The organism is Gordonia sp. (in: high G+C Gram-positive bacteria) (genome assembly GCF_049647785.1).
Classification (GTDB): Bacteria; Actinomycetota; Actinomycetes; order Mycobacteriales; family Mycobacteriaceae; genus Gordonia.
Genome location: NZ_JBARYI010000078.1, coordinates 142,832 through 154,850, shown reverse-complemented (window position 1 = coordinate 154,850; position 12,019 = coordinate 142,832). Strand labels below are relative to the sequence as shown.

General features: G+C 66.6%; 15 protein-coding genes. 4 read left to right on the top strand and 11 right to left on the bottom strand.

Features of this window, described 5'->3' with window-relative positions; genetic code table 11:
* The first annotated feature begins 172 nt into the window (after positions 1–172).
* From WBA38_RS12650 to WBA38_RS12635, 4 genes are all read left to right on the top strand, one after another.
* On the top strand, positions 173–364 hold the full coding sequence (locus WBA38_RS12650; RefSeq protein WP_424322850.1) for a helix-turn-helix transcriptional regulator: 192 nt from the start codon (positions 173–175) through the stop codon (positions 362–364).
* A 90-nt stretch (positions 365–454) separates the two neighbouring features.
* Positions 455–1,264 carry a hypothetical protein gene (locus tag WBA38_RS12645; RefSeq protein WP_424322849.1) on the top strand — a complete coding sequence of 270 codons (810 nt, stop codon included), beginning with the start codon at positions 455–457 and terminating at the stop codon, positions 1,262–1,264.
* 1,583 nt (positions 1,265–2,847) lie between these two features.
* The gene (gene mobC / locus WBA38_RS12640; RefSeq protein ID WP_424322848.1) at positions 2,848–3,249 is read left to right on the top strand and encodes a plasmid mobilization relaxosome protein MobC; all 402 of its coding nucleotides are present in this window, start codon (positions 2,848–2,850) and stop codon (positions 3,247–3,249) included.
* Entirely contained in the window at positions 3,230–5,302 is a 2,073-nt protein-coding gene (locus WBA38_RS12635) for a relaxase/mobilization nuclease domain-containing protein (protein WP_424322847.1), read from the top strand. The genes mobC and WBA38_RS12635 overlap by 20 nt, the downstream gene beginning before the upstream one ends.
* Here WBA38_RS12635 and WBA38_RS12630 read toward each other — a convergent pair.
* The 11 genes from WBA38_RS12630 to WBA38_RS12580 form a co-directional block, all read right to left on the bottom strand.
* On the bottom strand, positions 5,299–5,874 hold the full coding sequence (locus WBA38_RS12630; RefSeq protein ID WP_424322846.1) for a hypothetical protein: 576 nt from the start codon (positions 5,872–5,874) through the stop codon (positions 5,299–5,301). The genes WBA38_RS12635 and WBA38_RS12630 overlap by 4 nt on opposite strands.
* A gap of 13 nt (positions 5,875–5,887) precedes the next feature.
* The gene (locus WBA38_RS12625) at positions 5,888–6,967 is read right to left on the bottom strand and encodes a hypothetical protein (RefSeq protein ID WP_424322845.1); all 1,080 of its coding nucleotides are present in this window, start codon (positions 6,965–6,967) and stop codon (positions 5,888–5,890) included.
* Positions 6,964–8,019, bottom strand: coding sequence for a hypothetical protein (locus WBA38_RS12620; RefSeq protein ID WP_424322844.1), 1,056 nt, complete (start codon positions 8,017–8,019; stop codon positions 6,964–6,966). The genes WBA38_RS12625 and WBA38_RS12620 overlap by 4 nt, the downstream gene beginning before the upstream one ends.
* A 31-nt stretch (positions 8,020–8,050) precedes the next feature.
* Positions 8,051–8,410, bottom strand: a complete 360-nt coding sequence (locus WBA38_RS12615) for a hypothetical protein (protein WP_424322843.1) — start codon at positions 8,408–8,410, stop codon at positions 8,051–8,053.
* A 119-nt stretch (positions 8,411–8,529) separates the two neighbouring features.
* On the bottom strand, positions 8,530–8,823 hold the full coding sequence (locus tag WBA38_RS12610; RefSeq protein WP_424322842.1) for a helix-turn-helix domain-containing protein: 294 nt from the start codon (positions 8,821–8,823) through the stop codon (positions 8,530–8,532).
* Positions 8,824–9,167: 344 nt separating this feature from the next.
* Positions 9,168–9,473 carry a hypothetical protein gene (locus WBA38_RS12605; protein WP_424322841.1) on the bottom strand — a complete coding sequence of 102 codons (306 nt, stop codon included), beginning with the start codon at positions 9,471–9,473 and terminating at the stop codon, positions 9,168–9,170.
* Positions 9,473–10,051 (bottom strand): antirestriction protein ArdA, encoded by a 579-nt coding sequence (locus WBA38_RS12600; RefSeq protein WP_424322840.1) that lies wholly within the window; start codon positions 10,049–10,051, stop codon positions 9,473–9,475. Before WBA38_RS12600 ends, WBA38_RS12605 begins: the two co-directional genes overlap by 1 nt.
* Entirely contained in the window at positions 10,048–10,422 is a 375-nt protein-coding gene (locus tag WBA38_RS12595) for a hypothetical protein (RefSeq protein ID WP_424322839.1), read from the bottom strand. Before WBA38_RS12595 ends, WBA38_RS12600 begins: the two co-directional genes overlap by 4 nt.
* A 61-nt stretch (positions 10,423–10,483) precedes the next feature.
* Complete coding sequence (locus tag WBA38_RS12590) at positions 10,484–10,933, bottom strand: hypothetical protein (RefSeq protein ID WP_424322838.1); 450 nt, start codon at positions 10,931–10,933, stop codon at positions 10,484–10,486.
* A gap of 63 nt (positions 10,934–10,996) precedes the next feature.
* Entirely contained in the window at positions 10,997–11,416 is a 420-nt protein-coding gene (locus WBA38_RS12585; RefSeq protein ID WP_424322837.1) for a hypothetical protein, read from the bottom strand.
* A 19-nt stretch (positions 11,417–11,435) separates the two neighbouring features.
* Positions 11,436–12,002, bottom strand: a complete 567-nt coding sequence (locus WBA38_RS12580; RefSeq protein ID WP_424322864.1) for a recombinase family protein — start codon at positions 12,000–12,002, stop codon at positions 11,436–11,438.
* Positions 12,003–12,019: the final 17 nt, after the last annotated feature.

Below are 12,019 nucleotides of genomic sequence, written 5' to 3'. Positions count from 1 at the left end.
GGTCCTCTCCGGCAGGGCACGCCGGACCCCCGCCAGGGTCACGGCGGCGGCGGCACCGAGCCGAGACGGCGGTGCGAAGCGGGGCTCTGGGCCGGCAGGCCTCCCGCGAAGTGACTGCCCACCACCACAGAAACCAACTGGTGCGCTTCTTCTTCTGGAAGGAGTGGGCGTCATGTCTGCTACCACTGCTGTTCCTCGGCTGTCCGTCACGACGAATGAGGCCGCTGAGGCCCTCGGGGTCGCTCCGAAAACTCTGCGCAACTGGCGCAATCGAGGCGCGGGCCCGCGCTATCGCCGTATCTCCCCGACGTTGGTCCTGTACCGCGTCGAGGATCTCAAATCTTTCCTGGCCGACGCCGGCTGACCTCCCCCTGCACAACCACAAACTCAATGGAAAAAGCGCCTGGGCTGCCAGGCCCAGTCGCTCTTCACTCTTCACGAAAGGAGTTGGCGGATGACTCGCCAACCACAGTCCGATGCTACCCGGGCGCGCTTGCAGTGCGCCAGCACCGAGATCGACACCAACAACACTCCGAAGGCTGACCGGGTCCGCTATCGGGCTTTCGTGTTCGTTCGCCACGCAGCGACGACCGACCGAGCCGATGAGATCAAGCTCCGCGCGGCCCTAGTATTCAGCGGTGCCGTGGACTGGCTCTTTGTCCGCCACGGCACCGGTACCGCCTGCGTCTCCTGCGTCGGTGCAGAAGAGCATCTGCAGGGAGCGTTCCGATTCAAGGACCGCCGCGACCTTCACGTCGTCGCAGCGATGCTCCCGCCCGGGTACCGCGTCGCGCCCCTCGTCGGCGGCCTCGCGTGGCGCAACTACAGCAAGTACCTGTCGCACGAGGGCTTCCACGAGGTCGTCGCATCGTTCGATTACGACGCGTTCGTGGCGCGGTGGACTCGCGCGCCGCGTGTGACTTTCAAGGACGTGAAGCGGCGTGTGTTCGAGGGCGAGCTGGCCCCGACCGATGTGGCGCGCGAATACCCCGACATCTACATGAAGCACCCGGGTTCCATCCGTACCGCGGCCGTCGAAGGCGAGCGGCTGCGGCGCGAGCTCGCAGACGAGGAATGGGCTCGTGACTACGCGCTCCCGCGCGTCCTGCAGGACCCGAGCGACGATACATGGGAAGACATCATCAATCGCACGATGTGGAACGGGAAGTCGCCCGAGGTCGTGTATCGGGTGATTACTGCTCACCCGGACGTGAGACGGGCTCTGCCGCCGAACGTATGGGCTCTCCGGTTCCGGCACATGTGACCGCTCCTGATCACGGTCCTACACCTATCGTCGCACCCCCGTCACCTCCGTGGTGGCGGGGGTGCGGTCTTTTCTGCGCCCACTGGCGCGCCGCTCGGCGGCCGCTCGACCCGACCGCTTCGACCCGCGTCGGGACGAAGTGGGCTAGCGCTGGTCGCTGGCTGGTACGGCGACCGACCAGTCACGGCCACGTCTGGGCGAATCCGGCCCGAGATGGCTAGCGCTGGATCAGAACCGGTCTCTCGACGAGCGTCCGGTGGTCATCGCTTGGCCCGAACGCGCCCGGTCCGGGCCAAGGTGGCTGCTGCTCGTACCGTCGGGTGACCGACGAGAGCCCGAATCGGGGCGTCGATGGTCGATCGACGTACCGAAACCATCCAGCAGCCGACGACAACCAATTTCGAGGCGTCGCTGGTCGGTCGACGTACCGATCAGAAGCCATACGGAGACCACTCAGGCCCGGTACGGGCCAGCGACGGTTCTTTCCGGGCGTGAATGGCCCGAGACGGCGCTCTCGGGGAGCCAGCGACGCCTTCTTCCTGGTCTGCTCCGGGCTACCTTGTCCCGAAGTGGTCGTTCGAGTGCACCAGCGAAAACCGACTTCCGAGCCTGTGTGGGCACACAGTGACCCGAAGGTAGGACCTCAACCGACCAATGATCGACCAGAATTACTGCAGCACAATAGTTTTCGACACTTGTTTGCTGGCGCGCGTCATTCGGCGACGGTATTCCGGCGGTGCCGAGGGCCGTGCCGGGTTCGCCCCTCCTCAACGCGTCGACAGCCACAGGCTCGCTCCACCACGTCGACCGTGACCAACTTGGCCCGGACCCCTGCCACCGTTCATCCAGCTTTGGGCCCGGCTGATCACGGGACTCCGCAGCGACCCTGGTAGCCCGAACGCCTTGGGTTCCGCAGCCGAACGGCTACCGAGTCGATCCCGCCTCAGCGGCGATCTCATGAGGCCGATTTTGGCGCATCCCTTCGGCGCAGGGTGTTCCTTGGTGCGGCACGGTCCTTTGGGCGCGGCGTGCGAGCGAAGCGAGTGCGCAGTGCCCTCCCCGGCCCGTCAGGGGGCGGGGCAACCCAGCTGTCGGCGCCAGAGCGGGACGAGCGAAACCTCGGCCTGCGTCACGGGCGCGCTGCGATCGACGGTCGTTGGTCGCCGTCGGGGATCACGGTCCACGCCCGCGCACCTCCGAGCGGTCGACATGTCGCGGGTCGAGGTGTCCTGCCATCGGCAGGCCAGCGAGGCGGCACGGGCTCAGGCGCAGCGCGGAGCGCGAGCACCCGCAGGGAGGGTGAATTGGGCCGAAGGCCCAAGAGGGAGGGGCGCAGCCACCTCCCTTTAGCAGGCACAAGTGATAGGAGGCCCGCGCAGCGGGCAGAGGTGTCACACACTTGTGCGTTTCTAGCCGCGCTGTTTCTCCCTATGCCGCTGAGGTAGAATCGACGACGAATCAGGTAGGGGAAAGAACCCCAGGAGCCACTTCGGTTCCACACTTGAGGCCCGTCCGGGTCGAGCCGATGCAGGTTCTAAGGGCATTCCAGGTCTCTCGCACAGCACCATTCTGCGAGGGAACCCGTGTCCGCAAAATCGACCATCATTCACGTCCGCGTCAAGGACGACGAGAAGACTGCCGTCGACGAGATCCAGGACTTTTACAACGCTAAGACCTCCTCGGCGGCGATCCGTCACGCGATCAAGCTGACGCACAACCACGTCAAGAAGCAGCGCGCCAAGGGCGAGGTCGGCAAGCCCGTCCGTGAGGAGCCCAGGAGCCGTCCTGTGCGGCCTCCGACCGCACGGTGGGCGTCGCTCCTGACCCAGAGCACCGCGTCGATCAACAAGCTCGGCAACAACGTCAACCAGTTAGCGCGGCACGCGAACAGCGGCGAGGCTGTCGCGATGCAGGCCGTCGTCGCGCAGCTTCACGACCTGGTGGCCGAGATCCAGGAGCAGGTCCATGAGCATTGTCAAGGCTGAGCCTGCGAGGGCGATCACCGGGCCGATCATGTACGTGATCGTGGGTAAAGTTCGGAAGCGCGATCAGGTCTTCCGCCCCGTCGCTTTCCGCTCCGACTTCACGATGCTGCCGCCCGGCATCGCTGCCGGCGAAGAGACGGCTCGCGTTGCCGAGGAAATGTTCGCACCGTACTCAAAACGGCGCCCTCGCAAAGGCATCCTGCTTACTCAGTCCTTCTCGCCCGACGAGTTCGACCGCAGCAACCCGGAGCACCAGCAGCGGGTCCTCGAACTGGCCTACGAGTTGGCGAAGCGTGTAGCACCGGGCGCACCGTGCGTGGTCGGCGTGCATGCGGACCGCAACCATCTTCACGCGCACATCTTCGTCCTGAATCACGACACACAGACCGTGCGGGCGCTCCGTAAGGGCTTCGTCTACGGCGACGTGAAATCGATCAACGACGAGCTAATGGCCGAGAACGGCCTGCTCGTCGCCGAGCCCGGCGAGGTGTCGAAGACCAAGGAGGGCGTCTGGCTTCGCCGCCGCGGCGTCGAGATCCCTGACCACACAGGTCTCGATCACCTCGACGTCACCGAAGAGAACTGGCAGGCATGGGTCCGGGACGAGGTCGACCGCGTCCTCGACGACGACAGCATCGACTCGATGGCGTCGTTCAAGAAGCGGATGCGCGCACGCGGCGTCGATGTGCGCTTCAAGAAGCCGAGCAAGACCAACCCGAAGCCCGCGCTGTCGTTCGCCGTCCTCGACGACGCCGGCCGTGTCCGGCGGTTCGAGTCGAGCGGTGGCAAGACCTACAAGATGTCGCGTGGCGGATCGATCTTCGGCACCGACTACACCTACCAAGCGATCGAGTCGTCGATCGTTGACCGACAGAAGGAGATTCAAGATGGGCAGGGCCGAGCGACAGAAGAAGTTGCGGGAGCAAGTGTCGAAGCCGTCGGGGGTGAACTTCGCAGCGACGCCGGTGCAGCCGCCGGAACCGGAACCAGAGCCTACGCCGGAGGAGGGGATGTCGCTGTCCCTGCGGCACCGACTGGAGGCGATGCGGGCATTCGACGATTCGCGGGCGGTGATGGGTTCGACCATGAGGGCGATCGCCAAGCGCCCGGCCGCCGCAAGGCGCCCGTCGTGGCTGGACGAGGAGATGGAGAAGATCAAGGCGAGCGAGCGGGCACGCCTCGCACGGTGGCGGGCGGCCGACTGAACGCATCGATCGAGCGGAAGGCCGCCCGGCACCGGACTCGGACCGACGAGTGGATCGACGACGTCGCCGAGCGCGTCGAGGACCGTCTCGACCGCGACGTTCAGGTCGCAGCGCGGCGGATCTCGCAGTCGCAGTCGCTCATGGAGGGGCTCGCCTGGCTGTTGGTCCTCTACGTGGAGCAGCGACAGCAGGCCGACGCCCTGCGGGCCTGGGCCACGGAGAAGCGCGACGCGATGGCCGCGCCGGTCGAGCGGCCGGCTGATGGGCCGCTGGCGTCGCTGTCCGACGATGCACTGAGGTTCCTGTCGACGCACGAGGAGGGTGCAGCCCGCGGCTACGAGCAGTTCGCTCAGGAGCGCTACGAGGCATACGCGGACCGGAAGCGGTCCGCGGGCGAGACCCCGCAGTCGATGGATGCGTACTACGGCACGGAGTGGGGCGACGCGGTGCGGGTGGTCCGTGGCGAGCAGTCGCACCTCGGATCGCTCCCGCGCCCCGCGACGGCGTTCCTACGTGAGCACGGTGAGCCGGCCGAATACCTGGTGTGGCGCGCGACGTACTTCCGGCCCGCCTCCACAGGCACCCCGCCGGACACGGCGCCAGCGGCGGTGCGGCAGGCCGCGGCCGGTGGCGTGCCGGAGTTCGCGGCGTACCTCGCGGCGACGGGGCGCATCGACGCATACGCGGAATTCGCAGCGGAGCAGTTCAAGCGGGTGCAAGCGCGGCGCGGGGTCATCGGCGAGTACTTGTTCTACAGCGAGTCGGTCGACGAGCATCGCGCCCGCACAGGTACTGGTAATCCGCCGTCAGGCGGGTTCACGAAGACCCGTGAACTGGGCGAGGACTAACGCCAGTCGCGCCACATGTCCCACAAAATGGCCCTGTTCGCGACGTCTTGTCGGTGCTGGATATTCTGCCGGTGGCGGCGGTCGGCAGCGGCCTGTGCCTGGCGGTACTGGCCCTGCGCTTCCTCTTGTTGAAGGAGGAAGCGCAGGGCTTCACCCACCGAGTCCGCACGATGCTGAGCGATGAGCGTCGCGACCTGGGTGATCGCGTAGCCGTTGAGGTAGTCGACGGGGTAGAACTCCGGGCCACCGATGCCGAAGTAGAACTGTCGAAACTCGGCGATTGCTCCCTGTTCGATCTGTCGAGTGTGCTGGATCTCGGCGTTGACCGCCGCCACGCGGTCTTCGGCCTTCTTGCGCGAACCCGGGACCAGCTTGTTGTACTCACTGACCTCGTCGCGCTGGCGAGTCAGATAGTTGAGTCTCGCCGTGCATTGAGACAGCTGGTTGACGTGCTGTGAGAGTCGCTGGAGCGTTGCGACATAGTCGGCGCGAGTCCAGTTCACGTTCACGAGAGCCCCCTGCATTAGTGCTGACCCGCTCGTCATCGCGCGGGGAGGAATGGTGGCGATCACGCGGGCGTCCCTTTCACGGCGTGAAACAGATGTCGACGGCCCCGCTGGCGTCGAAGGACTGCCCCTCGCCCGGGAAGTAGATCGCGGCCCTGGTATAGGCGCGCTGACCGTTGCAGGTGCCCGGAGCGAACGCGACGACGGTGGCCTGCCTTTTCACCGACTGCGCGGTGGCGCGGCCGGGGGCGACATAGTTGCCGGTGCCGCCGCCTTCGGCCCGGTCACCGCCCCAGGAGCTCCAGCTGACGCCCTCGACGATGCTCGACGGCGATCCGCCGTAGTAGATCGACGCCGGCTTCGCGGTGCCCAGCCCCTTCCCGTTGGAGGCCATCGAGCCGAAGACGATCGGCGCAGCGGTCGGCGTCGTCGGCCCAGCGGTCGCGGGACCGTCAAAGGTCTGGGCCCGCTCGTTCGACAGGAACACCCCCGAGCCGGTCGTGGAGTTCCAGACGGTCAAGCCGTTGGAGGCCGAGGCGACGACCCAGTCCTGGAAGTAGTAGCTGCGGCCGTACTGAACGCGCGGCACGGTGTAGCCGTCGTTGGCGGGCTGGTTCATCCAGCCCGTGGTCCCAGTGGAGCCGACCGGCACTCCGACCCGGTCGTCGGCCAACAGGAACAGCCACTTCTGCTTGCAGCTGCCACCGATGCTCTCGCAGCCGAATGGGCTGGACTGGGCGAACTTCCGCACCCCGCACTGGCCCTGCTTGCCGTCCTGGTCGGTGGCATTGAAGTCGCAGCCTATGCCGCCGGTGGGCGTGAGCAGGTGCGCCGATTCCAGCTTCGAGTACTTCCCGACGTAGGTCGGGAGCGGTTCGGCTCCTGCCGGCCGCGGACCGCCGGCACCGGCGTACGCGCCGGCCACCGGCGGCTGCGGAGCCGCTGTCCCCGTCGTGGTGGTCGCCGGTGCCGTGCTGGTCGCTCCGGGGATCCCGGACGAGGTGACCGTCGCCGGTGCGGCGGCGGGTTCGTCGTCGGCGGTCACGATGACGACGAGTGCGGCGATGACGGCGATCGCGAGCACGACCACGGCGGCGATCAGCCATGGGGTCGCGCTGTGCTTGGACAGTTGCGGCGAGTCGTTCAGCGGCCCGGTCATTTCGCGCACTTGTCCACGAGCGGCACGACCGCCTCGACCCCACTCACGACGCCGTAGAGGCCAGCCTTGTAGAGCTTGTCCGATCCGCGCGCCAGGACCCACACGACGTTCTCATCGAAGGCGTCCGGGAGCGCCCACACATAGTTCTTGTGCGCCTTGTCGCCGGCGGCCGCGCTTGGGATCGTGACGCCGCTGGCCGCCTCGACGCGGTAGTACCCTTCCTCCACGTCCTGCGCGAGGTCGAACGGCTTCGGCAGTTCGCGACCAGTGGCGGCAGTGTAGGTCTTCTCGGAGACAAGCTTGCCGTCCTGGGCGAGCGTCGCGGCATGCAGAACAGCGTCCGGATAGCCATCGCTGTCGTATTTGCTGCTCTTCTTCTCGTACGCGTAGACGCCGACATCCCGATTCTGGAACTGCGTGAGCGTCGGGACCATGAACGGCACACCACCGCCGAAGTTCACATCGCTCGACCGTGAGGGGTCCGACAGAGGCGCGAACGCCGACGGCAGGGCGTAGGCGTCGGTCAGTACGAGAATGGCACGGGGAGCCTTTCTCGCGCCGGAGGCCCAGGATGCGGAACTGACGGACTTGTTGGTCCAGCGCTTGCAGTCTGGAGCCGCGTCGCCAGCAGTCGCCGCGGTCGTGGTGACGCCGTCGGCACCGACTGGGATGCTGGTGCTGTCGCTGCCGCACGAGACTACGGTGACCACGATGATCACCACGAGCCCAAGCACTGCCGCGGCCAGGGTCAGCAGCCGCGTCTTGGAAGACGAGAGGAGTCCGGGAACTCTGCTTCCGGGGGCAGTCGTGCCGAACCCGGAGAGCGCGGCGAGGGTCTGCTCGGTGATAGTCGGGGCGGCCGGGTCAGCGAGCATCGCGTCGTACTGCACCCGACGCTGCGGATCTCCGAGGATGGATCGCGCGATGTCGAGCCGCTGGCGAGTGATCTGGTCGGGTGCGGTGTTGAGCCGGGCAGTCAGCTGAGCGGCCAGTTCCGGCGAGGTGGCGCGTCGGTTGAGGTTGTGAATGACGTACAAGTCGAGGTCAGGCATGGCAAAGGTCCTTCGAGGTCGCGGGGTTTGGTCAGCGGCGCGGAACGAGTATCGAGTGGCCGATGACGGCAGGACCCCAGTGAGTCGGACCCGAGTAGGAACCTCCACGCTTCTTGTGCAGCACGTAGCGCGTTCCCATGACGTCGTAGAACGCACCGGATCGCGTCTGGTGGAGGCGATAGCGCTGGACTCCCGCTGGCGCGTAGACGGTCAGGGAGTTCCCGCGGATCACGGCCCGACTCTTCGACGGCACGCCGAAGGAGACGGTCGTGTACGTGTAGGTGCCGCTGGCGACCCGGGCAGAGGCCTCGGGCGCGGTCGCGGTGGTGCCGGCCAGACCGGCGACGGCAACGAACAGCGCGGTCAGAGCGGTGATGATGCGAGTTTTCATGGTGGTGGTTCCCAGGTGGTGGTGTCAGGTGGTGTGCGTGGGCCCGCTGCGCACAGCGAGCACGGACGTCGAGGGTGTCGACGTCGTGAGGTGAGTGGTGGTGGTGCGGAGCAGCCGAATTACGGCTTGAGCGTCTCGGCGGCTTCGGGATCTCTCTCGGCGGCAGCGAGAATCGCGCTGGGCGTGGTGCCGTACGCGCGAGCAAGAGACCACAGGCGGTCCAGATTCATCGAGCCGCTACCCGCTTCCAAGCGCATCAACGAATGCCTGGAAACGCCGGACAACTCAACTGCCTGCTGCTTGTTGAGACCCGCTGCGATCCGGGCCGCTCGCAGGGCGGCGCCGACGGCCTCACGCCGCACTGGGCGAGCATCCAGCTCGCGCTGCGGGATATGGGCGTCTGGTGCGGGCACGGGCCCATCTTGTCACGTTCATAGCGTCCTTCCTGCTGTGCGGATCACGGTCGATCGGTAGCGTCCGACTTATGGTGCACTACTGCCACATAGGCATCGTCGCATAGTGCAAAAGAAAACGCGCCGCCCATCTGGGCGACGCATTCATTCGTAGGAGGGGTTTATGGCAGAAAATAGGCGATGAGCTGCACAGACCGCTCTCGCGGTCGCCTATCTATACGTCTAAGAGGGTAGCAGGTCGTGTCAAGCAATGAGACTAAGCTCACATGAGTCTGCAAAGTCCCGCGTCATATGCGCGAATGACCCAGGGAGGGCTGGCTCGCGCAGCGGCCAGCCCCCGTGGGTCAGTCGGAAGGAAGGACATAGACCGGCGTAACACCGAGCTCAGCGAGCAGGTCGAACGCTCCGATGGCGCTGTAGTCCGGGAAGACCTCGTCGAGTCGCTGGCCGGCGCTCAGCGCCTGCCAGTCAGCGTCGCCCTTCCGCTCGGCGAAGTGACGCCACACCCGCTCGATCGTTGCGGTGCGCAGGCCACTCGCCGCGGCCGTGTAGCCGACGGTACAGCCTTGGCCTGCCGCGTCGTCGGCGACGTCGTCGTGCCAGGCCTCGGGCAGTAGGTCGAGCGCGTCGCACAGGGTCAAGTCGGTCATCAGAGATTCCTGAAGATGTGCAGGTTGCTGTCGGCGTCCCGCTCAGTCATGTAATCGTACGCGAGGTCTCGGGCCCAGGCGTGCATGTCGAAGTACACCTGGAGGCTCTCGGGCACATCGGACAGTAGGCCGATGTCCTCGGCAAAGTCCTCGGCGAAGTCCCGGAAGCTATCCCAGCCAGAACCGCAGTACGCCTCCTCGAAGTCGGACAGGACCGGGAAGTCGGTGTCACCCTCGGCGATGTAGCCGCCGCTGCGCACCCACGCGCACAGAGCTGGCCAGCGCTCTTCGCCCACCTCTTCGTAGATCTCGCCCCAACGGGCGGCTTCGGTCGGGTCCATCTCACGGCGCACCGGCCAGTCCCCGTCGAGGTCCATCACCCACAGCTCGTCGTCGGGGTCGAACGGCACGCTGGTGCCCTTGTGCAGGTCGGCGACGGTGACCTCGCCCGCGTCGGTCGCGTCGTACCACTCGCCGATGAGGCGCGGGACGCCGTCGTGCGAGCCGTGGTACGCGGCAAGGGAACCGATCCAGACACGAGGGCGGTCGGGCTCGGTGATGGCTACGGACGGTGTCATGCCCACGGCAGTGCCTCCACGATCGGGTCGGGGTTGATGGTCTCGCCTGTGATGAGTCGGTGCTGCTCGGCGGCGTACTCGATCTGCGATGGTTCGACAAGGTGCGACCAGCAGCGCGGACCACCGGTCATGTCGGTGAGCAGGATGCGCGAGCCCTCGGTGATCTCGATGCCGATGTCGGCGAGCAGCTCGCGGGCGACGTCAGCGGCTTGACCAGGCGTGTAGAGGTAGTCCTCGTCCGACGAAACAAGGCCGTTTGCGCTGTTGTACTGCTCGGCGGCGGCCTCACGGCTCATGCCGCGGGCTCCCGGCGACAGGCGCCCTGCACCGATATGTCGCTCGATCCAGGGATCGCAGAGAATCGTGGTCATGACGGGCCCTCCCTTGGTGTGGTGTTCGAGGTGGCGGCCGTCGACGGCTCTGCCGGCGTACTCACCCGTAGGAATCGACTTTCAGGCCGACGAGGTGCGCAAATTCGCTTGGCGCACTGAGGATCTCGACCTCATAAGCTGCAGGGGTGTTGGCGTACTCGGGCCCCTCGCCGGTGTGCTCGTAGAGGTTGTCGTACATCCAGTCGGTGGCGTAGTCGTTGTCTCTCGGCGCGGGCGCGACGACGTCGTAGACGTGTTCAAACGATTCGCCTGGATAGGAGTTCGTGACCTTGATCTGCACCGCGATCTCGCCGGTCGCGGCGCGGGTAAGCATCCCGGCGAGGTCCAGCGCCGTCGTAGGGGTGAAGGCCATGACCTCGCCGTCGTCAGCCATCACCGCGACGATGGGCTCGGCACCGGCGATGAGACCTACGTCGGTGCGCGTGACGACGACGCGGGCACCAGACCTGGTGGCGGTGGTGGTTGCTGGGGACGTGTGTGGAGTGGACATGTGAGAGGCCTCCTCGACGTGTTGGTGTCGAGGAGGCTTCCGGTGACGGCTGCGCCGTCGCTGCTAAGTCGGCGCCCAACCCGGTGGCCGGGCCATCGCGTGCGGGACCTCACGCCGCGGGTGCGCGGCGCAGCGGGGCGTCGACGAACGCTCGACGACCTCGGCGCCACACACGGCGCACATCGTCGCGGTCAGTGCGGCGGACTCGGCGATCAGTACCTCGGCGTCGCGGTCGAGGACGTCGACCAGATAGCGGAGACGGTCACGTGTCTGGGCGGCCTGAATGACGCGGTAACCAGGCACGACAGTGACGAGGCGGGCGTGCAGCGTGTTTACGGCGGACACCCAGCCTGCCGGCAACGCCCATCCACGGCGCGGGTGGGCGTCGTCGAGGCTGATCGTCGGGTCAACGAGAGTTTGGTCGGCCTCTGGGCGCTCGTCCGCCCATCGCCACCGCCGGAACAGCTGCGGGACGTCTGGCAACTGCTTCCCTTCCGTGCGATTAATCCGATTCAGCTTCGGCGACGTACCGATAGACCGTCTGCCGGCTCACTCCGTATTCCCTGGCCAAGGCGGCAACCGACTCGCCTGCCCGCTTGCGGCCGGCGAGCTCGGAAGCCTGAGCGGGGGTGAGCTTCGGCTGTCCGCCGCGGTACTTGCCCGCAGCCTTGGCCAGCGCGATACCCTCTCGCTGACGCTCGCGGATCAGCGCCCGCTCGAATTCAGCGACGGCGCCCAGCAGGGACAGCATGAGGTTGCTCATCGGGTTGTCCTCGCCGGTGAAGACGTGCGCATCCTTGACAAACTCGACCCTGACGCCCCTGTCGGTCAGGTCGCGCACGATGCGACGCAAGTCGTCAAGGTTGCGGGCCAGACGATCCATACTGTGCACGACGAGGGTGTCGCCCTCACGGACGTAGTCGAGCGCTTTCTGCAGCTCCGGGCGGTCGACGTCCTTGCCGCTAGCCTTGTCGGTGAAGATTTTGTCGACCTGGATGCCGTCTAGCTGGCGGTCGGCCTTCTGGTCGACCGACGAGACACGGCGGTAGCCGACGCGCTGACCGACCATGCTGCCGCCTCCGGCGC

What these genes read in the sequence shown, in the direction of transcription:
- WBA38_RS12625 (WP_424322845.1), bottom strand. Translation starts at nt 6,967, where the DNA reads ATGACCGGGCCGCTGAACGACTCGCCGCAACTGTCCAAGCACAGCGCG.
- WBA38_RS12650 (WP_424322850.1), top strand. Translation starts at nt 173, where the DNA reads ATGTCTGCTACCACTGCTGTTCCTCGGCTGTCCGTCACGACGAATGAG.
- WBA38_RS12595 (WP_424322839.1), bottom strand. Translation starts at nt 10,422, where the DNA reads ATGACCACGATTCTCTGCGATCCCTGGATCGAGCGACATATCGGTGCA.
- WBA38_RS12635 (WP_424322847.1), top strand. Translation starts at nt 3,230, where the DNA reads ATGAGCATTGTCAAGGCTGAGCCTGCGAGGGCGATCACCGGGCCGATC.
- WBA38_RS12600 (WP_424322840.1), bottom strand. Translation starts at nt 10,051, where the DNA reads ATGACACCGTCCGTAGCCATCACCGAGCCCGACCGCCCTCGTGTCTGG.
- WBA38_RS12580 (WP_424322864.1), bottom strand. Translation starts at nt 12,002, where the DNA reads ATGGTCGGTCAGCGCGTCGGCTACCGCCGTGTCTCGTCGGTCGACCAG.
- WBA38_RS12620 (WP_424322844.1), bottom strand. Translation starts at nt 8,019, where the DNA reads ATGCCTGACCTCGACTTGTACGTCATTCACAACCTCAACCGACGCGCC.
- WBA38_RS12590 (WP_424322838.1), bottom strand. Translation starts at nt 10,933, where the DNA reads ATGTCCACTCCACACACGTCCCCAGCAACCACCACCGCCACCAGGTCT.
- WBA38_RS12645 (WP_424322849.1), top strand. Translation starts at nt 455, where the DNA reads ATGACTCGCCAACCACAGTCCGATGCTACCCGGGCGCGCTTGCAGTGC.
- WBA38_RS12605 (WP_424322841.1), bottom strand. Translation starts at nt 9,473, where the DNA reads ATGACCGACTTGACCCTGTGCGACGCGCTCGACCTACTGCCCGAGGCC.
- WBA38_RS12615 (WP_424322843.1), bottom strand. Translation starts at nt 8,410, where the DNA reads ATGAAAACTCGCATCATCACCGCTCTGACCGCGCTGTTCGTTGCCGTC.